Annotated in this window: 23 protein-coding genes; 17 read left to right on the forward strand and 6 right to left on the reverse strand. The window is 71.7% G+C overall.

What is annotated here, in order from left to right; all coding sequences use genetic code 11:
• The first annotated feature begins 165 nt into the window (after nt 1–165).
• Entirely contained in the window at nt 166–324 is a 159-nt protein-coding gene (locus tag MXD61_RS10900) for a hypothetical protein (protein WP_248812715.1), read from the forward strand.
• Between the two features lie 516 nt (nt 325–840).
• Here the strand turns inward: MXD61_RS10900 and ileS are convergent.
• Nucleotides 841–4152, reverse strand: a complete 3312-nt coding sequence (gene ileS / locus MXD61_RS10905) for an isoleucine--tRNA ligase (RefSeq protein ID WP_248812716.1) — start codon at nt 4150–4152, stop codon at nt 841–843.
• A gap of 501 nt (nt 4153–4653) precedes the next feature.
• Between ileS and lspA the strand changes: the two genes are divergently transcribed.
• The 7 genes from lspA to MXD61_RS10940 all read left to right on the forward strand — a co-directional run bounded on the left by lspA (nt 4654) and on the right by MXD61_RS10940 (nt 11176).
• The gene (gene lspA, locus MXD61_RS10910) at nt 4654–5436 is read left to right on the forward strand and encodes a signal peptidase II (RefSeq protein ID WP_248812717.1); all 783 of its coding nucleotides are present in this window, start codon (nt 4654–4656) and stop codon (nt 5434–5436) included.
• A complete protein-coding gene (locus MXD61_RS10915) occupies nt 5433–6371 on the forward strand; it encodes an RluA family pseudouridine synthase (RefSeq protein WP_163548525.1) in 939 nt (312 codons plus the stop codon). The genes lspA and MXD61_RS10915 overlap by 4 nt, the downstream gene beginning before the upstream one ends.
• Nucleotides 6368–7402, forward strand: a complete 1035-nt coding sequence (locus tag MXD61_RS10920; protein WP_248812718.1) for a hypothetical protein — start codon at nt 6368–6370, stop codon at nt 7400–7402. The genes MXD61_RS10915 and MXD61_RS10920 overlap by 4 nt, the downstream gene beginning before the upstream one ends.
• A 150-nt stretch (nt 7403–7552) precedes the next feature.
• Nucleotides 7553–8197 carry a DUF6308 family protein gene (locus tag MXD61_RS10925; RefSeq protein ID WP_248812719.1) on the forward strand — a complete coding sequence of 215 codons (645 nt, stop codon included), beginning with the start codon at nt 7553–7555 and terminating at the stop codon, nt 8195–8197.
• 89 nt (nt 8198–8286) lie between these two features.
• The gene (locus MXD61_RS10930) at nt 8287–9249 is read left to right on the forward strand and encodes an ABC transporter ATP-binding protein (RefSeq protein WP_163548522.1); all 963 of its coding nucleotides are present in this window, start codon (nt 8287–8289) and stop codon (nt 9247–9249) included.
• A gap of 40 nt (nt 9250–9289) precedes the next feature.
• On the forward strand, nt 9290–10255 hold the full coding sequence (locus MXD61_RS10935; RefSeq protein WP_374628777.1) for an ABC transporter permease: 966 nt from the start codon (nt 9290–9292) through the stop codon (nt 10253–10255).
• A gap of 228 nt (nt 10256–10483) precedes the next feature.
• Nucleotides 10484–11176, forward strand: a complete 693-nt coding sequence (locus MXD61_RS10940; RefSeq protein ID WP_248812720.1) for a hypothetical protein — start codon at nt 10484–10486, stop codon at nt 11174–11176.
• Here the strand turns inward: MXD61_RS10940 and MXD61_RS10945 are convergent.
• Complete coding sequence (locus tag MXD61_RS10945) at nt 11124–11798, reverse strand: LON peptidase substrate-binding domain-containing protein (protein WP_248812721.1); 675 nt, start codon at nt 11796–11798, stop codon at nt 11124–11126. The genes MXD61_RS10940 and MXD61_RS10945 overlap by 53 nt on opposite strands.
• Before the next feature lie 286 nt (nt 11799–12084).
• On the opposite strand from MXD61_RS10945, the gene MXD61_RS10950 reads away from it, so the two are divergent.
• The 3 genes from MXD61_RS10950 to MXD61_RS10960 all read left to right on the forward strand — a co-directional run bounded on the left by MXD61_RS10950 (nt 12085) and on the right by MXD61_RS10960 (nt 14324).
• A complete protein-coding gene (locus MXD61_RS10950; RefSeq protein ID WP_248812722.1) occupies nt 12085–12465 on the forward strand; it encodes a hypothetical protein in 381 nt (126 codons plus the stop codon).
• A gap of 196 nt (nt 12466–12661) precedes the next feature.
• Nucleotides 12662–13051 (forward strand): hypothetical protein, encoded by a 390-nt coding sequence (locus MXD61_RS10955; protein ID WP_248812723.1) that lies wholly within the window; start codon nt 12662–12664, stop codon nt 13049–13051.
• Nucleotides 13038–14324: a hypothetical protein gene (locus MXD61_RS10960; protein WP_248812724.1), complete on the forward strand. Its 1287-nt coding sequence runs from the start codon at nt 13038–13040 to the stop codon at nt 14322–14324. Before MXD61_RS10955 ends, MXD61_RS10960 begins: the two co-directional genes overlap by 14 nt.
• Here MXD61_RS10960 and MXD61_RS10965 read toward each other — a convergent pair.
• The 3 genes from MXD61_RS10965 to MXD61_RS10975 form a co-directional block, all read right to left on the reverse strand.
• A complete protein-coding gene (locus MXD61_RS10965) occupies nt 14317–15246 on the reverse strand; it encodes a 2-hydroxyacid dehydrogenase (RefSeq protein ID WP_248812725.1) in 930 nt (309 codons plus the stop codon). The two genes, MXD61_RS10960 and MXD61_RS10965, sit on opposite strands and share 8 nt — an antisense overlap.
• A 135-nt stretch (nt 15247–15381) precedes the next feature.
• Nucleotides 15382–17775, reverse strand: a complete 2394-nt coding sequence (locus MXD61_RS10970; protein ID WP_248812726.1) for a hypothetical protein — start codon at nt 17773–17775, stop codon at nt 15382–15384.
• A gap of 167 nt (nt 17776–17942) precedes the next feature.
• On the reverse strand, nt 17943–18233 hold the full coding sequence (locus MXD61_RS10975) for a hypothetical protein (RefSeq protein ID WP_248812727.1): 291 nt from the start codon (nt 18231–18233) through the stop codon (nt 17943–17945).
• 194 nt (nt 18234–18427) lie between these two features.
• Here MXD61_RS10975 and MXD61_RS10980 point away from each other — a divergent pair, with 194 nt between their 5' ends.
• From MXD61_RS10980 to MXD61_RS11000, 5 genes are all read left to right on the forward strand, one after another.
• Nucleotides 18428–19354 carry a Nif3-like dinuclear metal center hexameric protein gene (locus MXD61_RS10980; protein WP_248812728.1) on the forward strand — a complete coding sequence of 309 codons (927 nt, stop codon included), beginning with the start codon at nt 18428–18430 and terminating at the stop codon, nt 19352–19354.
• Between the two features lie 128 nt (nt 19355–19482).
• Nucleotides 19483–20226: a zinc ribbon domain-containing protein gene (locus tag MXD61_RS10985; protein WP_248812729.1), complete on the forward strand. Its 744-nt coding sequence runs from the start codon at nt 19483–19485 to the stop codon at nt 20224–20226.
• Between the two features lie 142 nt (nt 20227–20368).
• Nucleotides 20369–21517 (forward strand): bifunctional RNase H/acid phosphatase, encoded by a 1149-nt coding sequence (locus MXD61_RS10990; RefSeq protein WP_248812730.1) that lies wholly within the window; start codon nt 20369–20371, stop codon nt 21515–21517.
• 531 nt (nt 21518–22048) lie between these two features.
• Nucleotides 22049–22759, forward strand: a complete 711-nt coding sequence (locus tag MXD61_RS10995) for a type II toxin-antitoxin system HicB family antitoxin (protein ID WP_248812731.1) — start codon at nt 22049–22051, stop codon at nt 22757–22759.
• Between the two features lie 88 nt (nt 22760–22847).
• Complete coding sequence (locus MXD61_RS11000; RefSeq protein WP_248812732.1) at nt 22848–23738, forward strand: DUF4097 family beta strand repeat-containing protein; 891 nt, start codon at nt 22848–22850, stop codon at nt 23736–23738.
• A gap of 5 nt (nt 23739–23743) precedes the next feature.
• Here MXD61_RS11000 and MXD61_RS11005 read toward each other — a convergent pair whose 3' ends face one another.
• Nucleotides 23744–24763 (reverse strand): hypothetical protein, encoded by a 1020-nt coding sequence (locus MXD61_RS11005; RefSeq protein ID WP_248812733.1) that lies wholly within the window; start codon nt 24761–24763, stop codon nt 23744–23746.
• A 348-nt stretch (nt 24764–25111) separates the two neighbouring features.
• Between MXD61_RS11005 and MXD61_RS11010 the strand changes: the two genes are divergently transcribed.
• Nucleotides 25112–25302, forward strand: a 191-nt coding sequence (locus MXD61_RS11010; protein WP_374628783.1) for a helix-turn-helix domain-containing protein, incomplete at its 3' end; no start/stop codon positions are given.

The raw sequence follows: 25302 nt of genomic DNA on the forward strand, positions 1-25302 counted from the left end.
CGACCCCGGCCTCGGGCTTCCGGTTGAGCTCGGGGGCTCGGCACGCCCCGACGCACCCCGGCCTGGCGCTCTCGGTTCCGTCGGTGGTGTCGACCCGACGGATGGGCCGGCCGCGCGCGCCGCGTGCTGGATGGCTGTGCCTGACACTGTGAAGGAGTCTGCCGCGTGTTGACGCTCTGTGGCGCGTTGCTCGCGGTCGGCTTGGTGCTGGCTGTGCTGGGTATCGTCGCCAGCAGCGGCTTCGTCTACGCGTCCGTGATCGTCGTTCTGGTCGCGGCGGCTCTTCTACCCCTGGGCGCCCTGCGCCGAACCCCCGCTCCCTGAACACCGCGGCGCGAGGATGCGCCGCGATCCCGCCCGCCGCCCGGGTCGTCCTGTGGTGCGGCGGTTGCTTCGGGTATCCGAAAAGGATCCTCCCCCGGGATTCACCCGGGCCGCTTCCCGTGGGTTCTCGACCATCTCTGTCATCCACGAGATGTCACCCTGACCGCGCCAGCCCCTGGATGTACGAGGGACCACCGGGTCGCCAGTCCTCAGCACGATCTGATCACCGTCTGCCGGGCGCTCGGTACGGCCGGACAGGTGCGGCTGTCGGGTCATGCCACTGGGGCAACGAGCACCCCCGCGGCTGTGGCCCGCGATGAAGATCACGACATGCCGAGGGTTGTTCGGGAAATCGGCCCCGACTACCCGAACAACCCTCGGCATGCGCCCTTACAACCCTCGGCAGCTGCCCTGCGCTGCCCTGCGCTGCCCTGCGCTGCCCTGCGCTGCCCTGCGCTGCCCTGCGGAGGACGGGACGTGGCATGGCGGCGGGCGGCCGCAGCGCCGCAGCGCCGGTCAGCTGGCGGTGGCGGCCGGGGTGGGCAGGGTCGCGCGGGTCAGGCTGAACGTGAAGCCGAGGTCGCTGTTGGCGCCAAGGTCGGTGCCGGTGCCCGTGCTGGCGCCGAGGTCGGTGCCGGTGCCGGTGAGGGGTGTGGTCTGGGTGGGCAGGGGGGCCAGGTCAGCGGGGTCGACCTCGGTGAAGGTGACGGCGAGGACCTCCTCGGCGACGGTCCGGCTGTGGGTGCGCAGGGCGAGAGCGGTGGGGGCGAGGGTGCTCGCCCACCGGACGTCGACGCGGTCGGTGATGTCGAGACCGGCGGCCTTACGGGCGTCCTGAAGGATGCGCACGATGTCGCGGGCGACACCGGCGCGGGCCAGATCGGGGGTGATCTCGAGGTCGAGGGCGACGGACAGGCCGGATTCGGCGGTAACGGCCCAGCCCTGCCGCGGGGTCTCGGTGATGATCAGATCGTCACCGGAGAGCTCGATGGTCTCACCGTCCACGGTGAGGGTGAGGTGGCCGTCCACCGGTGCGCCGGCGGTGGCGATGGCGGCGGCGACGGTCCTGGTGCGGTTGCCGAAGCGACGACCGAGGGCGCGGAAGTTGGGCTTCACGGTGATGTCGACGAGGTCGGACGTGGCCGCCTCCACCGTCCCGACGTTGAGTTCCTCGGCGATCTGGGCGTGCAGTTCGGGGGTGAGGGTGGCGAAGGCCGCGGCGCCGACGACGGCCCTGGTCAGCGGCTGACGGGTGCGCATACCACTGGACGCGCGGGCCGCCCGGCCGAGTTCGACGATCCGGCGCACCAGCTCCATCTGCGCGGACAGCTGCGCCGAGTGCAGGTCGGTGGGCAGCTCGGGCCAGCTGGTCAGGTGCACGGAGTCGGGGGTGGTCGGGGTGGTGTCGGCGAACAGGCGCGCCCACAGCCAGTCGGTGAGGAAGGGCGTGAACGGCGCCATGATCCGGGTCAGGGCGTCCAGGCAGGTGTGCAGGGTGGCCAGGGCGTCCGGGTCGCCGGCCCAGAAACGGCGGCGGGAACGGCGCACATACCAGTTGGACAGGTCGTCGACGAAGCGGGCGATGCGTCGTCCGGCGCGCAGCGAGTCGAAGCCGTCCAGGGCCTCGTCCACCTCGGCGACGGTGTCGGCGAGCTCGGACAGCGCCCAGCGATCCAGGACGTGTCGGCGCGCCGGCACGCCGGCCGGGGCCGTCTCACCGGCGGCCGTGGTGCCGGCGGTGTCCGTGCTGGCGGTGTCCGTGCTGGTGGAGGGGTGCCAGCCGGCGGCGCCGGCGTAGAGGGCGAAGAAGGACGCGGTGTTCCAGTAGGTGAGCAGGACACGGCGGACGATGTCCTCGATCGCCTCGTGGCCGACCCGACGATCGGACCAGGGGGAGCCGCCGGCGAGCATAAGCCAGCGGACCGCGTCCGCGCCGTGCCGGTCGAAGAGCTCGAACGGGTCGAGGACGTTGCCGACGTGCTTGCTCATCTTGCGGCCCTCGGCGTCCAGCAGCAGCCCGAGGCAGAGCACCGTCTCGTAGGACGAGCGGTCGAAGACGAGCGTGCCGATCGCCATCAGGGTGTAGAACCAGCCGCGGGTCTGGTCGATCGCCTCGCAGATGTACTGCGCCGGGTAGTGCCGGGCGAACTCCTCGGCGCCCCGGTGCGGGGCACCCCACTGGGCGAACGGCATCGCGCCGCTGTCGTACCAGACGTCGATCACCTCGGGCACCCGGTGGGCGTCCGCCCCGCAGGTGCGGCATGCCACCGTGATCTCGTCGACGAACGGGCGGTGCGGGTCGAGGCTGGTCAGGTCGTGTCCGGCGAGCTCCGACAGTTCCGCGAGCGACCCGACGCAGACCAGGTGGGACGGGTCGTCCGCGCACCGCCAGATCGGCAGTGGGGTGCCCCAGTAGCGGTTGCGGGACAGCGCCCAGTCGACGTTGCCACGCAGCCACTCGCCGTACCGGCCGTCACGGATGCGGGACGGATGCCAGTCGGTGCGGGCGTTCTCCTCGAGCAGACGGTCGTGGATCGCGGTGGTGCGGATGTACCAGGACGGCAGCGGGTAGTAGATCAACGGGGTGTGGCAGCGCCAGCAGTGCGGGTAGCTGTGGGTGTAGGTCAGCGCACGCCACAGCCGGCCACGGGAGGTCAGGTCCGCGTTCAGCGGTGCGTCGGCGTCCTTGAAGAACAGCCCGCCGACCAGCGGTGTGTCGGCGACGAACCGGCCGTCGCGGCCGACCGGGTTGACCACCGGAAGCCCGGCGGCCCGGCAGACCGCGAGGTCCTCGGCGCCGAACGCGGGGGACTGGTGGACGAGCCCGGTGCCGTCGGTGGTGGTGACGTACGCGGCGGTGACCACTGTGTGCGGGACACCGGTGCCGGTGGCGAACAACGCGGCGTCGAGCAGGTCGAACGGCCGCTCGTAGCGGGCACCGGCGAGCGCGCGGCCGGTGAAACGCTCGAGGACGCGGGCATCCTCCCCGACGGCCGCGGCCACCAGCGCCTCGGCGACGACGAACAGCTCGCCGCCGGCGGCCTGGACCAGCACGTACTCGACGTCCGGGTGCACGGCGACGGCCGTGTTCGACACCAGTGTCCACGGCGTGGTCGTCCACACCAGCAGGTGCGCGCCCCGCTCGGCCAGGCCAAGCTCGTCTGCGAGCAGGGGGAAACGGACGTACACCGACGGGTCGTCGACGTCGGTGTAACCCTGGGAGACCTCGTGGTCGGACAGCGGGGTCTCGTCCCGCGGGCAGTAGGGGGTGACGCGGAAGTCCTCGACCAGCAGACCCTTGTCGAAGATCTGGCGCAGCGACCACCAGACACTCTCGATGTAGCTGGTGTCCATGGTGCGGTAGGCGCTGTCGAGGTCGACCCAGTAGCCCATCCGCTCGGTCATCGAGGCGAACTCGGCGACGTGGCGCTGCACCGACTCGCGGCAGCGCTCGTTGAACTCGGCGATGCCGTACGCCTCGATATCGTTCTTGCTGGTGAAACCGAGTTCCTTCTCGACGGCGAGCTCGACGGGCAGGCCGTGGCAGTCCCAGCCGGCCCGGCGGGGGACGTGGTAGCCCTTCATCGTGCGGTACCGGGGGAAGATGTCCTTGAAGACGCGGGCCTCGACGTGGTGGGCGCCGGGCTTGCCGTTGGCGGTCGGTGGGCCCTCGTAGAAGCGCCACAGCGGCCGGTCGGCGCTCGCCGCGAGCGACCGGTGGAAGACCTTCGTGTCCTGCCAGCGGGCCAGCGTCTCGCGTTCGAGGGCGGGCAGGTCCGCCTGCGCGGGCAGCGGGGCGTAACGGGGGGTGCGTGGGGCGTCGTTCATCGTGGCGGACCCGGTCTTCCTCGGTCGTCGTCGCTGGCTGGTCGTCGCTGTCATGGGCATCGGTGCCGGACAGGGGCATCGGTGCCAGGCAGAGGGACGACGCCACCGGACGCCCGTACGGGCAGCCGGGGGTACCGCGGTACCACCCTCCTTGCACGCCCGGTGCCGGCACCGCCGCGGAACTCACGGCGGGGACGGTGGACCGGGCGGCCTCTCGTCATGCGCGTGACGACCGGATCTACTGAGGGCCCGCGGCACCGGGTGGTGCCAGGGCGCGGGCTCCGTTCTGCCGGCAGCTCAGGGGTGATCTTCGCGGACGTGCTGGCCACCGGGCTTCCACCAACCCCGGCTCGCTCGGGCCGCACTCGCCGCTACTCGTCCCCATCGACGCTGTGTCGCGCACGACCGAGTCTAGTCGACCGGGCTGACAGTTCTCCCGGTCGGGATCGCGTGGGGCGTGGGGCGTCCGCAAGCCGCGGGGTGGCCCGTAAAGTGGACCCGATGGGGGAGGCGACAGGCATCGGGACGGCCAGGGTCTCGTCGACCAGGGTCTCGTCCACCAGCGTCTCGTCCACCAGCGTCTCGTCGGCCAGTGTGGCGTCGGCCGGTGTCACGCCGGCCGGTATCGCGACGACAAGCATCGGGAGCAGCGTGTCCGAAGATCCCACCGGCCGCGGTGCCCCCGCCGCCAGCCGCCCGGCGGGGGTGGGAGCGGCCCGCCGTCCCGTCGCCCTGCTGGTCGCGACCGCCGCGGCGCTGATCGCCCTCGACGTGATCACCAAGCATCTCGCGGTGGCGAAGCTGTCGGGCCGCAACCCGGTCGAAGTGATCCCGGGTGTGCTTGACCTCGAACTCACCCGCAACTCCGGCGCCGCGTTCAGCATCGCCGGCGGGTCCACCGTGGTGCTGAGCCTGGTGGCCCTGCTGGTGATCGGCGTGGTCGTCTTCACCGCCCGCCGGCTGCGCTCGACGGGTTGGGCTGTCGTGCTCGGCGCCCTGCTCGGCGGGGCCATCGGCAACCTGATCGACCGGATCTTCCGCGCGCCCGGTCCGCTGCGTGGCCACGTCGTCGACTTCGTCCACCTGCACCACTGGCCGATCTTCAACGTCGCCGACTCGGCGATCGTCTGCGGTGGCGTCCTGGCGGTGCTGCTGTCGCTGCGCGGCGTCGGTCTGGACGGCAGCCACCACACGGACACCCCGGACGGTGCCCGCCGGGATGGCGCGACCCCCGAGCACTCCGAACGGTCCGAGCACTCCGAGCAGCAGGCGCCGCGCGGGTGAACACCAGTGGTGACCTGCGCAGCCTCCCGGTGCCCGACGGCCTGGACGGGGTTCGCCTGGACGCGGCGATCGCGCGGATGTTCGGGCTGTCCCGCACGGCGGCCGCGACCCTCGTCGAGGACGGCCAGGCCAGCCTCGACGGTCAGATCCGTGGCCGGTCGGACCGGGTCCGTGGTGGCTCGTGGCTGGAGGTGTGCCTGCCGGCGCCGCCGCGGCCCATCACCGTCGAACCGACGCCGGTCGCGGGGCTTGGCATCCTGCACGACGACGACGACATCGTCGTCGTCGACAAACCGGTCGGGGTCGCCGCCCATCCCGCCCCCGGGTTCACCGGGCCGACGGTGATCGGCGCGCTGGCCGCGATGGGCTACCGCGTGTCGACCTCCGGCGCCGCGGAGCGCCAGGGCGTGGTGCACCGTCTGGATGTCGGCACCACCGGCGCCATGGTCGTGGCCAAGAGCGAGCGGGCGTACACCCTGCTCAAGCGGGCGTTTCGGGAGCGGGAGGTGGACAAGCGCTACCGCGCCGTCGTGCAGGGCCATCCCGACCCGTCCCGTGGCACCGTCGACGCCCCGATCGACCGGCATCCGCGGCGTCCGGGCCTGTTCGCGGTGGTCGCCGACGGCCGGCCCAGCGTCACCCACTACGACCTCGACGAGGCGTTCCGGGCCGCGTCACTGCTGTCGGTGCGCCTGGAGACGGGTCGCACCCACCAGATCCGCGTGCACCTGTCGGCGCTGCGGCATCCCTGCGTCGGCGACCTGGCCTACGGTGCCGACCCGACCCTGGCCGAGCGGCTGGGGCTGCGCCGCCAGTGGCTGCACGCGGCCTCGCTGTCGTTCGAACATCCCGGGCACGGTGGCCAGGTCACGTTCACCAGCCCCGATCCGGCTGATCTCGCCGACGCGCTGGAACGGCTACGGGACCAGACATGACCGAGGCGGCCGGTGCCCGCGCCCGGGCCGGCGCCGGCGCCGGTACCGGCCCGGGTGTCGGCGGGCACGGAGCGCTCGGGGCACTCGGGGCACTCGGGGCGCTTGACCGGTTGGACGACGTCGTCGTGCCCCGGGCCCGCCATCTGGTCGTGGCGCTGCGGCGTCTGCTGGTGGCCGGTTTCGACCCGCCCGCGCGGCGGGCCCGGCAGGTCGTCGACCGGCTGCGGGTCGCCGAGGGCGACGACGGTGCAGCCGGCCCGATCGTGCTGCCGGGCGGCCGGGGTGGGCGGATCGTCGTGCTCGGCGTGGTGACCCTCATCGTGGTCAGCGCGGTGGCGGCCATCGTGCAGGGCGCCCGCGACCGGGCACCGACCCTGGTCGCCACGGGCGGGGCGGGGCAGGGCAGGGGATTACCGGGCGGCTCGGCACCCGCTCCGGTGCCGGCCAGCGCCCCCGAAGGCGGTGCGTCGCAAGGCGGTGCGTCGGGGGGCGCCGCCGCGGTGCCGGCGGTGCGGATCGGGCCGGCCGCGCAGGACACGGTCGCTGACTATCTCGGCGCGAGCCGGCAGAGTCTGGCCTCACTGACCGCGGCCGCACCCGCCACCGACGTGTACGCCGTGGCCAGCCTGACCGCCGCGGTCGCCCCCGGCGGGCTGCTCGACATCGTCGGCGGCTACCGGATCGTGCAGGTGTTCTTCACCGCGGGGATCAGCGGCGAAACCAAGCAGGTCACGGTGCGTGACCCGGTGGCCGATGTCCAGGCCGTGTTCGCCGCCGCGGCGAGCCAGGCGTCCGAGCGCGCCGCCGCCGACGGGCGGGCCGGCGACGCGCACGCCCAGGAACGTGACGATCGCGCCGCGGCCGACCTGCGGGCCGGTTGCGCCTGCCTGTTCGCCGCGGTCGTGCGTGCCCCGGCGGGACGACTCACCCAGCTCGCCGCCGACCCCAGGGTCCGTGTCGTCGACCCCGCGCCACCCGACACCGCCCCGCCGACTGTGACCTTCATCCCACTGGCACCGGATCGGCACTGACGCGCCTGGTGGCGTACCGCATCATCGGCGCTGGTCGCGGTCAGTTCCAGGTCATACTGCGGCCAACCCCGACGCTCCCGGACCGGCGGGGACCGGGCAGGATGACGGCGGACATGGTTTAGGTTCCGGACAACGACAAGGAGCCCAGCGGTGAAGCTGGCGAGAGGGACCCGAGAGGTCTTCGACGCGGAAAGCCTGCTGGCCGAGTATCTGGGCCCTCGTCGGCGCGGACTGCGGTACGCCTATCCCTACTACGACGGTCTGGTCACCAACAGCGACCCGGACCTGCTGTGTACCAGTGATCTGCTCGCCCCGACTCTGCTCGGCGTGCACGTCGCCGTCGACCGGATGCACACCCTGACCGCCCTGCAGCCGTTGCTGCAACGCGCGCTGGACAAGCTTCCCCCCGGGATCGAGCTGGTCGAGGCCGACGAGATGACCCTTGACCTGGTCGCGGCCCTCTACGACCCGCTCGACGACCCCGACGTCTCCGACCGTGACGTCAAGGGCTCGCTGATCGCGAAGGTGCTGCACCGCAAGCGTCCGGCGTTGGTGCCGCTGTTCGACTCCAAGGTGCGGATCTTCTACCAGCATGAGGACTGCGTCCCGCCGTCCCCCCGCGACGGCCGCAGCTGGCGGCAGTACATGGGTCTGCTCGTTCGGGCCATGCAGTACGACCTGCGGGAGAACGCCGAGGAGTTCCGTCGGCTCGCGAGCCTGGTGCCCGAGGGCGGTCCGCCCGTCACCCCGCTGCGGATGCTCGACATCGTGGTCTGGATGAGCAGCGCGGTCTGATGCGTAGTGCCCCGACATGGTCGCCGATGCGGGGGGTGTGAGGCTTCCCCGATGACCGGGGCGGCCCGCTCGCCAGTTCGGCTGCGAGAATGGGCGGCGTGTTGAGCTACGCCGTCCGCGGGCTCACCCGGCGACACGGGGTGGGCGAGCACTCCGTCCTCGCAAACGACGGCATCGACCTCGACGTGCGCCAGGGTGAGGTGTTCGGAGTCCTTGGCCCCAACGGTGCGGGCAAGACGACTCTGGTCCGCCAGCTGATGGGTCTGTTGCGTCCGGACGCCGGCACGATCACGATGTTCGGTCGAGACGTCCGCGCCGAACCCGACCTGCCCTCCCGGCTGGCCGGCTACCTGGGTCAGGCCGACCTGGCCCTGGCCGAACTTCCGGTGGCCACGGCCGTCGGCACCACCGCCCGGATGCGCGGGCTGTCCCGTGCCGACGCCCGGTCCGCGCGCGACGCCATCCTGACCGAACTGGGCCTGACCGAGGTCGCGCACCGGCCGCTGTCGAGCCTGTCCGGTGGGCAGCGGCGGCTGGCGTGCGTGGCCACGGCGCTCGTCGGCGACCGGCCGGTGCTGATTCTCGACGAGCCGACCACCGGCCTTGACCCGGTCGCCCGCCGGGCCGTGTGGGGGGCACTGCAGCACCGGCGGGACACCGCCGGCACCACCATCGTGCTCATCACGCACAACGTTCTGGAGGCCGAGTCGGTGCTTGATCGGGTGGCCGTGCTCGAGGCCGGGCGGGTCATCGCCTGTGACACGCCCGGTCAGCTCAAGGCGTCCGTCTCCGGCGACGTCCGGCTCGACCTCGCCTGGCGGCACGATCCGCCCACCGACGATCCGACCATCGCCATGCTCGCGGGCCTGGCCACCATCCGCGGCCGCCGCTGGACGGTGCGGATGGCCCCCGTCGCCGCCCGCGAGGCCCTTGGCCGGCTCACCACCGGAGCGGCCTTCGCCGCCCTGGACGACTTCAGCCTCGCCACACCGTCCCTGGAGGACGTGTACCTCACCCTTGGCGGGGCGTCCCGAGACCTGGAGCGGACGTGACCGAACCTCTCTGTCGTCCGGCCCAGCAGGTGTGGGCCCGATGACCGTTGTTCCCGACGCCCGTGGCACCACGATGAACGTCGTCCGCAGCGTCCCGGTGGCGAACCTGCCCGGGCTGACCGCGCCGGACGCCACCGCGCCCCGCACCGACCCGCTGTCGCGCGCCGAACCGTCGGCCGACCAGTCGTCGGGTGACCAGTCGTCGGGTGACCAGGCGCTGTCCACGGGGCCCGCGGGACTGATGCTGCCGCGCATCCCGGCGGCCACCGGCTTCGGGACCGCTTTCGGCGCGGTCTACCGGGGGCAGCTCGCCCGGTCGAAGGTCGGACGGATTCCCCTGCTGTTCGTCGCGTCGTTCCAGTCGATCGGCATCCTGGTGCTGCTGCGGGGCATCCTCGACGTCGGCGACAACGCCGCCGCCGGGCAGGTCGTCGCCGGGTCCACGGTGCTCGTCGTCGCGTTCGTCGCGCTGAACCTGCTGGCGCAGCGCTTCGGGGCGCTGCGGGCCGCCGGTGCGCTGGACTACTACCTCACCCTGCCCATCCCACCGGCCGCCGTGGTGCTTGGCACCGCCGCGTCCTATGCGACCTTCGCCGCCCCCGGCACGCTGGTCACCGCGGTGTTCGGCAGTCTGCTGTACGGGCTGTCGCTGTCCGGGCTGTGGCTGCTGGCGCCGGTCGTACTGCTCTCCGGGGTGTGCCTGTCGGGTATCGGCGCCGCCGTCGGCCTGCTCGCCCCACGCCCGGAACTCGCGACGATCGCCGGTCAGCTCGGTATGAGCATCGTGCTGTTCCTCGGGGTCATCCCCGCCGACCGGCTGCCCGAGGTCGGCCGGCTGGCCCGCGACGCCCTGCCCAGCACCTACGCCGTCGACGCCCTGGCCGCCGCCTTCCAACGCGACGTCAACTGGACGACGGTGGTCGCCGACCTCGCCGTCTGCGCCGCCGTGGGCGTCGGCGCCCTCGCCATCGCGGTCCTGGCCCTGCGCCGCGTCGGCACCTCCTGACCCACCCGTCCCGGGGGCGCTGACCGGCCCGTCCCCGGGGCGGCGAAGGACGGGCCGCGGCCCCGGTGTTCGCCGCCCTCGCGCGCCCGCGCGGCCGGCGGGTCGGCTGCTGGCTTGGGCGGCGGGGCCGGTGTACCGGCACGATAGGGTCAGGTGTCAGAAGTGGTCGGTGTGGCGGTTCCCGCGATGAGACCGCCGAGCGGGTGCCTGGTGGCGGAGCGGGGCGACGTGAGGGAAAGATCATCCGAATCCGGGCCGGTCTCGGCTGGTCGACAGGATCCGTCGGCGCCCCCCGCGTCACCGCTGGGAGCCGGCATCCACGGGGATGCGGGTGAGCGGGCTGGCTGGTTCGCGGTCCTGCCCGGGCGAGGCGGTGCGCATCCGGGGCTCGGGTCGCCCGGGCGACGGGGATATCTCGCCGGGCTGATCTGCGCGGCGGTCATGGTGGTGGCGGGGTTTCCGCTCGGCCTGCTGTGGGCGGCGGCGGCGCCGCATCTGAATGTGAACGGGGCGCTGGCCGGTAACGAGTCGGCGTTCGCGGTGCAGAGCGACATCGACGCCCGGTTCGGGCTCATCTGCGCCGTCGCCGGGCTGATCGGCGGCGCGGTGGCGCTGTGGCGGGCACGGGACGCCGGGTGGCCGGTGCCGCTCGGGCTCGCCGCCGGTGGGGCCGCCGGGGCGCTCATCGCCGGGTGGACCGGTCATCTGCGTCGGTCGGCGGACGCCCTGCACGGGCTGCCGGCGAACGCGTCCTCGGTGCTGGTGGATCTGGTGGACGTGCGGGTCCGGGCGCACGGCCTCTATCTGGTGCTGCCGGTGACGGCGCTGCTGGTGTTCGGGCTCGGCCTGTGGGTGGCCTCCCTGCGGGTCAGTTCGGGCTCGGGTCGACGCGGCGCAGCTCACTCGAACCGATCGTCGTGATCCGGCCCAGCAGCCCGACCTCGCGGTGCAGCAGCGCCCGCTCGGCGCGCAACCGCTGCGCCGCGTCCGCCTGGGCGAGCAGCCCCTGGCGTTCGGACAGGTCGGTGACCGCGGCGGCGGCCACCACGTAGGACAGCGCGATCGGATCGTCCGGCAGGTCCGGCAGGGAGATCTGCACGGTGCCGGTGGCGGCGAGCCGCTCGGCGTAGGTGCGCATCAGGCGCTGCACCGGGCCGATGGCCTCCTGAGCGGCCTGGGCGTCACCGACCTCGTCCGGCAGGTACTCGACCTGACCGAGCAGGTAGGGCGCGCCCTGCTGGTCGACCTCGTCGATGCGGAAACGCCGCCCGCCGACCGTCAGCAGCGAGAACCGCCCGTCGGGATGTTCCTGGACACGGCGCAGCACCGCGGTACAGCCGATCTGGTGCAGCGCCGGCACCGCCGGACCCACCTCGCGCCCGCGGCGGATCGCCACCACCCCGAAATGGCGGGAGTGGTCATCGGGCTGGGCGAGCAGTTCGCGGACCAGCGTCCGGTACCGCTCCTCGAAGATCTCCAGCGGTAGCACCAGCCCCGGCAGCAGGACGGTCCCCAGTGGGAACAGCGGCAGTCGGGTGCTCATCGCCGGCGTTCTCCCCCCTCCGGCGCCCTGCACCGGTTCACGGCCGAGCCTTTCTGCAACTTTGTCCCGGGACGGGCACGGTGTCCATCCGGCAGGCTCTGTGATTCTCCCCTTTCCTCGGCCGACGGGCGTCCCATGCCCGCCGCATCGGTCGTTCGTCCTCGCGGTGGGGTGGCCCGACCGGGGGACGCGCCCCCGGCAGACGCCGGCCCGACCGGGGGACGCGGGGCGCACGGGTACTGCCGGTAACCGGGACATCCGCCGGTGCGCGCCGGACAATGGGCGCGTGTGGGGAACTGAACCGGAACTACTCGTCATTCTGGCCGCGTCGGACGACCCGAGCCCGGACGGCCCGCCCGACGGGACGTGTGCGGGCGACGCAGGAGTGGGCGGGTTCGGGCAGGTCACCTCGAGGTTCCCGCCGCGGCTGGTGCTGCTGGCGGCACCGCCGTCCCGGGCGGGGGAGGTGGCGGCGCTGCCGGGGGTGCGGGCGGTGTGTGTGGACGCGGTGTCGGCGGACCTGCGCGCGGCCCTGAGCCCGGCCGAGTCGTTGTTCGTCGATGGCTGGCTCGCCCGGCACGTCGACAAACCCCGCGGCCCGTCCGACGGCGAATCCTGGGACGCCCCCGGCCGCACACCCCCGGACATGCCGAACCTGGCCGAGTAGCCGGCATTCCCGAACGGGACCACCTCTCCTGGAAAGGGACTGTCGCTGACTGCGTGGTGACAAACAAAAGGACGGCCGGTCTGCGCGGGCGCGGGCGCGACGATCGGCGTCCACGGATAGTCCTTTGACATTCCGGATCACAGTCGTAGCTTGGACAGTGGCGGTATGTGCGCGTCGGCTGGTCAGGGGGAGCGCAGTGGTGGAGTCGGTCGGACTGGCGGTGGCGGCGCTGCTCGCCACCCGTGCAACAGAGGCCTTCGGCGCCGGTGCCGGCCGAGGAGCGTGGGATTTCGTGCGCCGACTGGCCGATCTCGTGCGCGACAGGCTCGGCTCGGATCCAGGTGCCGCAGCAGCGTTGGAAGAGCTGCGGGCGGGGCCTTCGGACCCGGCCAGGATTCGGGCCCTCGCGGGTTTTGTGCAACATTATGCGGACGATGACCCCGACTTCTCGGACCAGTTGGAGAGGCTTGTCCGAGAAGGTTCCCGCGATCCCGTCGCGGGCCGTTTCGTGACGGAGGTGACCGGGAACGCGAGCATCGGCAAGCTGGTGAACATCGCCGAGGTGCAGGGCGATGTCAACTTCTGACATCGAACCGGCCGGGCCGCTTGGTGACACCGAGCGGCGGCTCCCGACCAACCTGGCGGCGGTCTCCGGGGGGGAGACCGGGGAATCCGTAGCGGAGATCAGCCTTTTTAGGGTGTCGGTGAACGATGCTGCTGCGGTGGAGAATGTCACTGTCATTGGCCGGGTCTACGGGGATGTCACGGTAGGATCGGTCGACCAGACAGGTGCATCCATCCGCCGGGTCGGGGCGCCGGTGCGGGGAGGTGCAGAGCACATGCGGCGCCGCGCGTTTCTCCGGAACTTCGCGCTGGGGGTTGGATCCTCCGTCTCGGCTGGAATGTGGGAGGCGCTCGAAAGTATCCAGCAGGGCATCGAGGAGGATCTTTCCAGCAGGTCGGAAAGACGAGATCTGGCGCAGCCCTGGGATGTCATCGCGGCAAACTATGCGCGATCCTACGCGGTGCGCCCCCCGGTGTCGCTCCTTCGGGATGTCGTCCTTGACGTATCCGACCTCCAGAGCTCCATCGAGGAATCTCGTTCCCCGGCTCGCCGAAAGCATCTGGTGCGTTCCCTTGGTCAGCTGTCGGCGCTCGTCTCGATTCTCGCTGACGACCTGGGTGAAAGTCGAACATCGCGAAACTGGATGCGCACCTGCCGTCTTGCCGCCGACGAGGCAGGAGATCAAAAGCTTGGCGCCTGGAGCCTGGCCCGGGAGGCGTTCTTCTTCCTGCACTACAGCGGATCACCGTGGCGGGCGGTCGAACTCGCCAGGGCGGCCGAAGAGCAAGCAGGGTCAGGGCGCTACGCGGCGGGTGTGATGGCGCCTACGGTCGAAGCGCGAGCGCTCGCCGAACTGGGGGACGAGCACGGCGCGCTCATCGCCCTGGGCCGGGCCGAGGACGCGTTTGACATGGTTGGCGATCCGGAGTCCGGCGGGGTTTTTGGCTGGACCGAGCAGCAGCTCAGGTTCAGTGCCGGCAAGTCCCTGACGACCCTGGGCTCGACGCGCCTGGCGCTGGATGCCCAGGATCGCGCACTGGACCTGTTTCCGGCGACGGAAATTCTTGACCCAACCCTCGTGCGGCTTGATCGAGCCCAGGCGCTCATCCGCGGCGGCGATGTTGTCGGTGGCTGTCAGTTCGGCATCGAGACACTTCAGGGCATCCCGGCCGAATTTCGGTCACAGCTGATCAAATCGTGGGCGGACGACGCCCTGCTGGCCGTGCCGAAAGATGCTCGACGACTCGCGGCCGTGCGTGAGTTCGGCGAAGTCGGAAAAATGTTGCTCAGTTGACAACGTTGTCCGGAGTGCCGGCCAGGTAGGCGGCGATGTTCGAGATGCAGACATCTCCTTTGCGGGTTATCGCCCGATCGGTGTAGAAGCCGATGTGCGGAGTGAGGACTACATTGGGCAGCCGGGTCAGGCGTTCGTCCGGAAAATCGATGTCATCCAGTGCCGCTCCCGCAATCCTGCCCTGTGCCAGTGCGTCGACGAGCGCGGACTGGTCTGTCACTGCCGCCCGGGACGTGTTTATGATGAATCCGGTCGGCCTCATCAGCGCGATCTCGTCCCTGCCGATCAGCTGCCGGGTGCCGGCTGTCAGTGGTACGTGCAGTGAGACGACATCGCTGGATGAAAGCAGTTCGTGCAGCGACACACAATCGACTCCCAGCGTCGCGGCTCGAGCCGGTGTGAGGTTCGGGGAGTGCGCAAGAACCCGAACGTCGAAGGCCTTCGCCAGCCTGGAGACCTCGCGGCCGATGCTGCCGACTCCGATCAGGCCAAGCGTCTTTCCGGGCAGCTCGAATCCCTGAAAACCTCGCCACTCGTAACTGCCGCGACGTACCGACAAATCTGCCGGAACAATTTTTCTGGCCAGGGTGAGCAGAAGGCCGATCGTCAACTCGGCCACGGCGCGCTCCGCATAGGAAGGAACATTGGTGACGGTGATGGCGCGCTCTCGTGCGAACGTGGTGTCAACATAGTCGAATCCGGTCGCCCAGACCGAGATGAGGCGGAGCCGGGGTAGCTGTGCGAGTTCGGCCGCGCCGAGCTGCGTCCAGCCCACCACGGCGATGTCAGCCTGTGCCAACCGGCGTACGGCCTCGCCGCCGTCCACGGGACTGTCGTGCTGGACGTCGACCGATCCGAGGCTCGCCAGCCGCCTGTACTGCCGGTCGGAAAGCTCCACCTCATCCAGGACAACGATATGCATGCAGGCCAACTCCCGTGTCCGCTATGCGCCCTTCGGAAAGGGGGATGGCGGAACCCTACCCGGACGACCCGCGGCTGCGGTCCTGGGGAGTCGGCCGGCGAACCACGAGCCGCCGTGCGAGGAGGCCGCAGCGGGTCAGAAGACGCGGCGGGGGGTGGACCAGGTGGCGGTCGGCCCGGAGGACCGCCAGATCATGTGGAGTTCGTCGCCGACGCGGGCGAGGACCTCCAGATGGCCGTCGAAGTTGCTCTGGATCATGGAGACCGCGTCGACGCGCCCCAGCGAGGGGGCGAAGGGGCGCGGGCCGCTCCAGAACGGGGTGGACGCGCCGTTGTTGCGGTAGTAGTGGATCAGCCCTCCGCCGGCGGAGGGGACGACGACCTCGAAGTTGCGCGCGCCACCGGAGAACGTGCTCTGGATGAGCGCGGGGTTGCCGGCGACACCTTCACCGAAGGTCGGGCCGGTTCGCCACACCGCGGTGTTGTCCCGGGTGAGGTGGACGAGCCGGCTGCCGACCCGCACGACGGCCTCGAGCATGCCGGTGCCGCCGCCGAGGGTGCCGTGGATCAGGCTGACCGCGTCGACCTTGCCGAGGTTCGCGCCGAACCGGGTCGGACTGCTCCACGGGAAACCCTGCACGTCGTGGTTACGCCACAGGTGGACGAGGCCCACGTCGGCGGCGGGCACGAGCAGTTCGAAGTTGCCCTTGGCGCCGAGTCGGCTCTGGACCAGCGACGGCACACCCCGGACACCCTGACCCGAGGCGATCGGGACGGGTGCGTGCCAGGCGAACATGCCGGTGCTTTCCCGCCAGAGGAACTGCAGCCCGTCCCCGACCCGGACGACGACCTCCAGTGGCCCCGGAGTGGCCAGCGTGCTCTGCACCATCGAGACGGCGTCGACGGGGCCGAGGGACTGCGCGGTCTGCCACGGATCGCGCCACGGATAGCTGGTGATGTCGTTGTCGCGCCAGACGTGGGTGAGCCCGGCGAACACCGAGGGGACGAGCACCTCGAAGTTGCCGGTGCGGCCCAGGCCCTTCGACTGGATGAGCACCGGGTTGCCGGTCACGCCACGTCCCCAGCCGAGCTGGCTCGGGGTGTAGCGGCACAACGCGAAACTGTTGGAACGCATCAGGCAGTCGACCGGGGCGGAGGCGCAGCTGTCGCAGTTGCCGTTGGGGGCGTGGAAGACACCCCATTCGCCGCCGCAGTCGCAGCCGGCGCCGCCGTACTCGTCGGGGGCGCCGAAGATGTGCCCGGTCTCGTGGGTGAACACCCGGTCGATGTTGTCGGGACCCCAGCCGTCGTTCTCGTACGACATGACGATGCGCGGCCCGCCGATCGACGAGTACGCGAAGTAGCCGACCGGGTACTTGGTGAAGAACGCGCAGTACGCCCAGGTGGTCTGGAGCCGGCCGCGCAGCGCGTCCACGTAGTCGTAGACGCCGTCGAAGTTCGGCTTGTGGCCGAGCCGGTCCATGGTCGGGTCGCGCCACAGCGCCTCGAGGTCGGTGGCGTTCGGGTTGGCCGCGACCGACAGCCGCACGATCTGGATGTCGTAGTGGAAGGCCAGGTCCGCCGCCGGGTTGGTGGTGGCGTACCAGGACAGGCCGTTCTGTACCTCGGCGACGACCTTCGTCCGCTCGGCGGCGGTGAACTGCAGGTCGGCGGTGGGCCCTTCGACGAGGATGAGCCCGACGGCGACCGAACCCTCCAGCCGCGAGCTGGTCGGCACGCCCGCCGCACTGGAAGACGGCAGCGGGCCGTTCGACGCCCCGTCGCCGATCGCGCCGTTCGACGAGGTGGCCCGCACCGCCGCCCCCGTGGCCGCTGTCCCCGTGGCCGCTGTCCCCGTGGCCGCTGTCCCCAGGGTCGAGGTGCCACCCGCCGACGTGGTGCCGCTCACGGCGGACGACGGGTCGGTGGGGGCCAGCGGCGTGGCGGTGGGGGAGAGGGCCGCGGGCGGGGTCGGGGTGCTGGGCGCGGAGGTCCGCGGGGGTGGGACGTCGGTGCAGGGCCGGTCCATGTCCCAGTCGTGGCCGTCCCGCGGGCGCTCGGCCTTCATCTGACGGTAGGCCGAGCTCGCCCGCAGCCGGAAGGCGTCCAGCCCCAACGTCTCGGCGCGACTCAGACCGGGGGAGACCCCCGTGGTGGACACGACGCTGCCGTCGGCGGGGGGGATCAGCGCGGCGAGCCCGCGCACCCCGGGCTGGTGCTGCGTGGTCGCCGAGCGGCGCGCGGTGTCGGGGTCACGCGGCCGACCGAGCACCTGGACCCGCCCGTAGTGGTGCAGAGTCCGCTCGCCGCGGGGGTCCGCGGGTGTCGCCGCGCCCGGGGCGCCGGCGGTCGTGCCCGCGGTGCCCGCTGTTCCGGCGGCACCGGTCGGGACGGCCGAGGTGGTCGTGGTCGGTGGGGTCGCCCCCCGCCCCGGCTGGTCAGGACTCGCCGCCGCGCGCAGCACGCTGGCGCTGCCCGGACCGGACGGGATGATCAGCGCGCGTTCGTCGACCGGTACGTCCCCCGCCATGCGTGATCATTGTCCTTTCGGTGGGAATGGCTGTGCGGAGTTGTATCGCGATGGGCGGTCATTGTGTCGGGCTTTTGCCCAAGCAACCGCTTTCCGTGGCCGATCGCCCCGGGCCGTCCGGTGGACCCGGCGCGCCGCGGCCACCCGGATCGGCCTGTCGGCTTCGGCTACCGGGTCGGCGGCAGGCCGTTGCCCGACTGCGGCATCTCGGGCCAGCTCGAGCCGACGGCGGCACGCTGCGTGCCGCCCATCCCGTTGTTGCCGAGGGAGCCGCCGCCGATGCTCGGCCCACCCATCGCCGGGTTACCCATCCCGTTGTTGCCCATGGAGGGGCCACCCACGGCCTCGGCGACCTTGCGCATGATGGCCTCGACCAGCCGGACCGCCTCGGCGGTCCCGAGGTTCAGCACGATCTCCGAATCACCCGCCACCTGGAACCGCACCGACACGTCCGCCATGGTCAGGTACCCCTTCGTTGTGGCCGCCCGCACCTGTGCGGGTCTGTTGCCATCCGTGACGTTACGGGGGGAGGAGTCCGCGGCGTGCGGCGCCTCGGCCTCGACTCTGCATCGTGTCGGTGTCGTCTCGGCAGCGGTGCGGCCGGCGTGACCGCATGGCAGACCGCCGCGACCGTACGGGTAGGGTTCTCCCGATGAACGATGGGACGGCGACGGTCCGTGACTGTGTCGCGGTGTTGGAAAGCGTCTATCCGCCGAGCTGGGCCGCCACGTGGGACGCGGTCGGGCTGGTGGTCGGCAACCCGGACACACCGGTCGAGTCGGTGCTGTTCGCGGTCGACCCGACCTCAGAGGTGGCCGCCGAGGCGGCCCGCTCCGCCAACCTGCTGATCACCCACCACCCGCTGTTCCTGCGCGGCGTGCACACAGTGGCCGAGACGACCCCCGGCGGCCGGGTGGTCGCCACCCTGGTGCGCGCCGGCGTGGCCCTGTTCACCGCCCACACCAACGCCGATGTCGCCGCACCCGGGGTGAGCGACGCCCTGGCCGCGGCGCTCGGCCTGCGCGACGTCCGCCCGCTGGAAGCCCAGCATGCCGCCGCCGTCGAGGCCGAGGCCGCCGAGGTGGCCGCCGGGGCGGTCGGGGCGGTCGGGGCGGTCGACGAGCACGACGCCGGTGGCGAGCCTGACCCGGCGGTGTGCCGGGGGCTCGGTCGGATCGGTGAGCTGGCGGCACCCGAGTCGCTCGGGGAGTTCTGCGCCCGGATCGCGCGGGCACTGCCCGCCACGGCCGGGGGAGTGCGGGCGACCGGGCCCGCGGACACCCCGGTGCGCCGGGTGGCCGTCTGCGGCGGATCCGGTGGGGAGATGGTCGGTGCCGCCCGGGCGGCCGGTGCCGACGTGCTGGTCACGGCGGACGGCCGGCACCATCACGTGCTGGACGCGGTCAGCGCCCATCCGGTCGTCCTCGTCGACGTGGCGCACTGGGCCAGTGAATGGCCCTGGCTCGAGCAGGCCGCCGCCCGGTTGACGGCAGGTCTCGCGGCTCGGGGACGTACGGTGAGGACGACGGTGTCCACTCTTGTGACCGACCCCTGGCGCCTGCACGTCTCGTCCCGCTAGCCCGGCGGGCGAAGGCACGCGGCCGCGCCCGCGGTGGGCCCGTCGCCACACCTGGGCACGCTTCGGTTCGACGGCACGCTTCGGTTCGAGGGCACGACGCATTTCGAGGGCACACCGGTGAGGAGTCCATGAAGGCCGAACCAGCAGTTCAGCTCCGCCTGCTTGAGCTGCAGGCGCTTGATTCCGGCATCGACCGGCTGGCCGCGCGCCGCCGTACGCTGCCCGAGCTCGAGGTCATCACCGCCCGCAGCGCCGATCTGGCGTCGATCAGTGACGATCTCATCGGTGTCCGTACCGAACTCGGTGATGTGACCCGAGCTCAGCGTCGGTTGGAAGACGAGATCGAACTGGTCCGTTCCCGCTCCGCGCGCGACACCGATCGGCTCGGCTCCGGTGCCATCAGCAACGCCCGTGAGCTGGAGAACCTCCAGTCCGAGGTGGCCTCGCTCGCGCGCCGCCAGGGAGTCCTGGAGGACGAGGCGCTCGAGCGGATGGAGGCCGTGGAGGCCCTGGACGGCCGCATCGCCGACCTGGAACGCCGCGAGGCCGACGTGCGCGCTGAGCTCGACGCGGCGAACACCGCCCGGGACAAGGCCTGCGGCGAGATCGACGCCGAGACCGTCCGCCTGCGTGACAGGCGCGGCGCTCTCGCCCCGTCCCTGCCGGACGCGCTGGTCACCCTGTACGAGCGGATTCGGTCGACGTCCGGTGGGGTCGGCGCGGCGGCACTGCTGCGGCGACGCTGCCAGGGCTGTCACCTCGAGCTCTCCGGCGGGGATCTGCGTGAGGTCGCCGCCGCGCCCGCCGACGAGGTGGTCCGCTGCGAGGAATGCCAGCGGATTCTGATCCGCACCGCCGAGTCCGGCCTGTAACCGGACGATCCAGCTGGACGATCCAGCTGGACGGGGACGCGCCGCAGCGCGGCGAAGTGGGGTCGGCGGTCGGGGGGTGAGCTGTCGGTGGGACGCTTACGCCGGGCACGGCGTGTGGGCAACGGCGTGAGGGGAGACGCGGATGAGCACCGAGCGCACACTGATCGTCGAGGCTGACGGGGGGTCCCGCGGCAATCCGGGCCCGGCGGGCTACGGCGCCGTCGTCCGTGACGCCGCGAGCGGTCGTGTCATCGCCGAACGCGCCGCGTCGATCGGACGGGCGACCAACAACGTCGCCGAGTACTCCGGGCTGATCGCGGGCCTGCGGGCCGCCGCCGACCTCACCGCGCCGTCCACCGGGTCGGTCACCGTCGAGGTCAGGATGGACTCGAAGCTCGTCGTCGAGCAGATGAGCGGCCGCTGGAAGATCAAGCATCCGTCGATGCGCCCGCTGGCCGAGGAGGCCGCCGGCCTCGCCCGCGACTTCGTCGCCGTGCGCTACCGCTGGATTCCCCGCGAGCGCAACGGCGACGCCGACCGGCTGGCCAACGAGGCCATGGACGCGGCCGCCGCCGGCCGTACCTGGGAACCCACCGAACCCCAGTCGCCCGACCCCGAACCCCACCGCGCCCCCACCACCAACCGCCTCTCCGGCTGGATGGCCCCGCCCGCGCCGCCGACCACCACCGTCCTGTTGCGTCATGGCCAGACCCCGCTGTCCGCGGAGAAGCGTTTCTCCGGCACCATCGAGGCCTCGCTGACCGACCTCGGTCTCGAACAGGCCGCCGCCGCGGCCCACCGGCTGCGCGACGAGCCCTTCGACCTCATCCTCAGCTCCCCGCTCAAGCGCGCCCGCCAGACAGCCGAGGCCCTCGGCCGCGACTACACCGTCGAGGACGACCTGCGCGAGTCCAGCTTCGGTGCCTGGGAGGGCATGACCTTCGCCGAGGTGCGCGAGCGTTTCCCGGACGACCTGGACGCCTGGCTCGCCGACCCCGCCGTCCCGCCCCCCGGCGGCGAGAGCCTGCTCGACACGATCGCCCGGGTCGGCCGCGTCCGCGACCGCCTGCTCGCCGAGCATCCCAGCGCCCGAGTCCTGATCGTCTCGCATGTCACCCCGATCAAGGGTCTCACCCAGCTCGCGCTCGCCGCCGAGCCGACCGTCCTGTACCGCCTGCACCTCGACCTGGTGGCCCTGAGCACCATCGACTGGTACTCCGACGGTCCCGCCGTCCTGCGCGGTTTCAACGACACCCACCACGTCGCGCACCTCACCACCGCCGGCGAGTAGCAGCCCGCTGCTGAGTAGTCACAGCCAGGGAGTGGCCAGACCGTTGGCGGGGCCGAGTAGCCGGGTCTGCCGTCTGAACGTGCGGCACCATCCCCCGGATGACGGCATCGCCGAGGAGTTCGACGCCATCGTCGATCGCCATGAACCTGCCCGTCCACCTGTGCACTCTCCGTAGCTAGATCGCGCCTCTCCAGTGCGGAAAGCAACGCTGCTCTCGCCGTCCCCACGGTCCGCAACGAGCCCTACGGCAAGATCCGTCCACGCGGGTCGTTGTGGGGGGCATATCGGACATGACTGCCCCCACGGCGACCCGTGTGCATTCTGCACACCCGCGACCCCCGGCAGTGGCATGACGGAACGTGATCACGGTCGAGGGGCGGCGCCGGGCGCGGCGGTGGCAGGGTTCGGTGTCCGCCTCGTCCTTCGCGGCTGACGCGGTAGCCATGGCGCCAAAGTGGCGCCCGAATGGGCACTCGGGTGGCGCCAAAATTGGCGTTGACATGGCGCCATAATGGCGCCAGACTGACGGTCATGGACCTCACGCCGTATGTGGAGAACCTCCGGAGCGAGCTGCTGGCCGCGGCGGACTCGGGGGAGGCCCAGGCGCTGGCCGAGCGGCTGACCGCCGCGGTGGCCTCGGCGTCCCGGCTCACGTTGCTCGAGGTGCTGTCCGCCGCCGCCGAGGAGGTCACCCGTGACCTCGCCCCCGGGTCGGTGGAGGTCCGGCTGCGCGGGCGCAACCCGTACTTCGTCGTGACCCCGCCGGAGACCTCCGGCCGTGAGCGCAACGGCCAGGGAGGAGCTCCTGTCACGGGCACGCCGGCGGGAGGCGAGAGCGAGCAGGGTGAGCAGGGCGAACCGCAGATCCGGCGTGGCCCCAGTGGCTATGACGAGCACGATGGGCCGCAGTGGCGGGATGCGTCGGCGACCTGGGTTCGACCGGGTCGGTCGGGCGTGGCCGCGGGGGGTGCGGGGGCGTCGTCGGTGGGGCTGCCACCGATGCCGGCGGAGTTCGCGGACGGCCGGGACGGCGCCGTGTCACGTATCAACTTCCGGCCACCGGAACAGCTGAAGCTGCGCATCGAGGCCGCCGCCGCGCAGGAAGGGCTGTCGGTCAACGCCTGGCTCGTCCGAGCGGTCAGCGCGGCTCTTGCCGACCCCGGGGCCGATCCGGATGCCGGCCGGCGCCGCGCACGTCGCGACCCGGGTGGCGGCGGACGCTTTGTCGGCTGGGTCGGTTGACCCCGGGGCCGGCCCGCTGTCCCAGCGGGACATCGTGGGGAAGGCATCGAAAAGCTGACCGGACAAGAGCGAACGAGGAGGAGCTCGCGTGGCCACATTCAGTACACCCGAACCCATCACCGTCGACCTGAAGCTGGGAGACGGCCAGGTACAGATCATTGCCAGTGACCGTCAGGACACTGTCGTCCAGGTCGAAACGGAAGGTCCGGGCACGGCCTCGGGACGCGTCCGGGTCAATTTCACCGGCAACAAGCTCGAGATCAGGTCGACAAAGCCCACCGGCGGACGCGCCGGCAACCGTGGCCCGGTAGGCGTGACGGTCGAGGTGCCGAACCGGTCCAGTCTGGTGACGCGGACCGCCAACACCGACATTCGCGCCCGGGGGATTCTCGGTGCCTGCCGACTGAACGGCGCCACCGGTCTCGTCGAACTGGACCGGACAGACGAGGTGCAGGTGAACCTCGCCGACGGTGACCTGCGGATCGGCTGTGTGAACGGGGATGTCGTGGTGCGCAGCGGGCGAAGCTCGGTGCATATCGATGAGATCCGTGGTGCGGCGACCGTCAAGGCCGCGACCGGCCCGGTCGTCATCGGGATGGCCGGGGGCGACCTGGTGGTGGCCACCGCCGGCGGCGACGTCGCCGTCGATCACGCCGCCGCGAACGTCACCGTCCGCACCGCGTGGGGCAACCTGCGGGTCGGAGAGGTGGTCGGCGGGCGGGTCGACCTCGCCACCGGCACCGGTGACGTCGAGGTCGGTATCCGCGCGGGTCTGGCCGCCTGGGTGGACGCGCTCAGCAAGAACGGTGAGGTCCGCACCCTGCTGCCCCCGCGCAGCGGCCCTTCCTCGGCCGAGGACAAGACCGAGGTCCGTGCCCGCACCCAGAACGGCACCATCCTCATCCGCTCCGCTACCGAACCCGCCACGCCTGCCGACCCGACCGGCGACGTCGATCCCGCTGCCCCCTCCAGCGGGTGAAGGCGTCAGGCGGGGACGGCGGGAAGATCCCAGGTGTCGAGGCGGGTGGCGATGCCGGCCATCCCGTGATGGTGGCCGACGCGGCGGCGGGCGTCGGCGAGAAAGCGCCTCGCCCGGCGGGTCATCACCGCGTTGGGCCGGTGAGCGGAGATGTCCAGGGCCTCGTTGACCAGCGCCTCGGCCCGGTCTGCGTCACCCTGGTGCAGTTCGGCGGTGGCGGCCGCGATCCGGGCCATTGACCGTAGCCCGGTCGCCCCGGCCTGGTCGAGGCGGTGCAGGGCGGCATCGGTGTAGACCCGGGCGGCACGGGTCGCACCGAGTTCCACGTAGGCGGCGGCCGACAGTTCCGCGAGCGTGAGCGGGTTCAACGTGTCGATCGAGAAGCCGGGAACGCCATGCTGCTCCGCGGTGAGCGCGCCCTCGACCCGCCAGGCCCGGTCGATCGCCAGGTGCACACCGGGTCGATCACCCATCGCGGCCAGCACTCGGGCCTCGATCGCGGCCGCCCGGCCAGCCACCGGTGCCTGGGTGCCGACGTGGGCCGAGGCATCCCGGGCCAGCTGCAGCGCATCGTCAAGGCGACCGGCCTTGCGGGCGAGCGACGACTGCCACAGCCGAACCCATGCCTGCAGCGGCCGGTCCCGGGCCAGGTCCGCGTGCTCGAACGCCTCCGCGAACGAGACCCGGGCACACGTGGTGTCGCCGAGGTCATGGCGGGTGGTCGCCCACAGCGCGGCCAGCCTGCCGGCGGCCCGGTGCAGGCGGGCGTCCACGGCGGTGGAACGTCCGCCCTCGACCAGCATCGTGCGTACCACCGGTTGATGTCGCCGCAGGTACAGCGCGGTCGCACCGATCGGGTTCCGTTCGTAACCGGCGGTGAGCTGACAGATGCGGGACTCGACGTGCCCAAGAACGTCCTGTGACGGGATCATGCCGACGCCTCGCAGCAGCAGCAGGCCGGCGGGAAACGCCGTCCCTGCGTCTGCGGACAGCCGGAAGAACCGCCGCCTGCTGATCTCATGCATAGTGCACCTGTGCCCTGGTAGGTCTCCCGCCGCGCGGGAACATCGTCCGTTTGCGGACGGACCTGGACCGGACCCACTTCCATGTGCGCCCCCGTACTTTGCCCGACCACGTACTACGCGGACGCTAGTTGCGCGCGGACATCAGCGGAGGGCCAGACCGGGTGGCTGCGAGTGGTCTCCCGCCGTGGCCGACCAGGACGGTCCGGGCATGGGCAGTCGGCTACACCGGCGGTGTGACCGGGAAACGTAGCGCGCGGGCCCCGTCCTTCAGGGCGGGGCCTACGCGTCAACTCGGCTGCCAGAATGACCGGGGAATCGCGTGTTCTGTCAGGTGTGGGAAGTCGGGTGGTGAAGCGGGCGTACCGCTACCGTTTCTACCCGACTCCCGACCAGGTGGAGAACCTCGCGAAAACATTCGGCTGTGTCCGCTACGTGTACAACCGGGCACTTGCCGAACGGCATCGGGCGTGGTCCCAGGAACAGCGGCGGATCAGCCACGGGGAAACCGATCTGATGCTCACCGGGTGGAAACGGGACCC

Origin of the sequence: Frankia sp. AgPm24, from assembly GCF_023243055.1 — a bacterium.
Taxonomy (GTDB): domain Bacteria; phylum Actinomycetota; class Actinomycetes; order Frankiales; family Frankiaceae; genus Frankia; species Frankia umida.

Coding starts and splice junctions, on each gene's coding strand:
- ileS (WP_248812716.1), bottom strand. CDS start 4,152: ATGAACGACGCCCCACGCACCCCCCGTTACGCCCCGCTGCCCGCGCAG.
- lspA (WP_248812717.1), top strand. CDS start 4,654: ATGGGGGAGGCGACAGGCATCGGGACGGCCAGGGTCTCGTCGACCAGG.
- MXD61_RS10920 (WP_248812718.1), top strand. CDS start 6,368: ATGACCGAGGCGGCCGGTGCCCGCGCCCGGGCCGGCGCCGGCGCCGGT.
- MXD61_RS10930 (WP_163548522.1), top strand. CDS start 8,287: ATGGGCGGCGTGTTGAGCTACGCCGTCCGCGGGCTCACCCGGCGACAC.
- MXD61_RS10935 (WP_374628777.1), top strand. CDS start 9,290: ATGACCGTTGTTCCCGACGCCCGTGGCACCACGATGAACGTCGTCCGC.
- MXD61_RS10945 (WP_248812721.1), bottom strand. CDS start 11,798: ATGAGCACCCGACTGCCGCTGTTCCCACTGGGGACCGTCCTGCTGCCG.
- MXD61_RS10960 (WP_248812724.1), top strand. CDS start 13,038: ATGTCAACTTCTGACATCGAACCGGCCGGGCCGCTTGGTGACACCGAG.
- MXD61_RS10965 (WP_248812725.1), bottom strand. CDS start 15,246: ATGCATATCGTTGTCCTGGATGAGGTGGAGCTTTCCGACCGGCAGTAC.
- MXD61_RS10970 (WP_248812726.1), bottom strand. CDS start 17,775: ATGGCGGGGGACGTACCGGTCGACGAACGCGCGCTGATCATCCCGTCC.
- MXD61_RS10975 (WP_248812727.1), bottom strand. CDS start 18,233: ATGGCGGACGTGTCGGTGCGGTTCCAGGTGGCGGGTGATTCGGAGATC.
- MXD61_RS10980 (WP_248812728.1), top strand. CDS start 18,428: ATGAACGATGGGACGGCGACGGTCCGTGACTGTGTCGCGGTGTTGGAA.
- MXD61_RS10985 (WP_248812729.1), top strand. CDS start 19,483: ATGAAGGCCGAACCAGCAGTTCAGCTCCGCCTGCTTGAGCTGCAGGCG.
- MXD61_RS10990 (WP_248812730.1), top strand. CDS start 20,369: ATGAGCACCGAGCGCACACTGATCGTCGAGGCTGACGGGGGGTCCCGC.
- MXD61_RS10995 (WP_248812731.1), top strand. CDS start 22,049: ATGGACCTCACGCCGTATGTGGAGAACCTCCGGAGCGAGCTGCTGGCC.
- MXD61_RS11005 (WP_248812733.1), bottom strand. CDS start 24,763: ATGCATGAGATCAGCAGGCGGCGGTTCTTCCGGCTGTCCGCAGACGCA.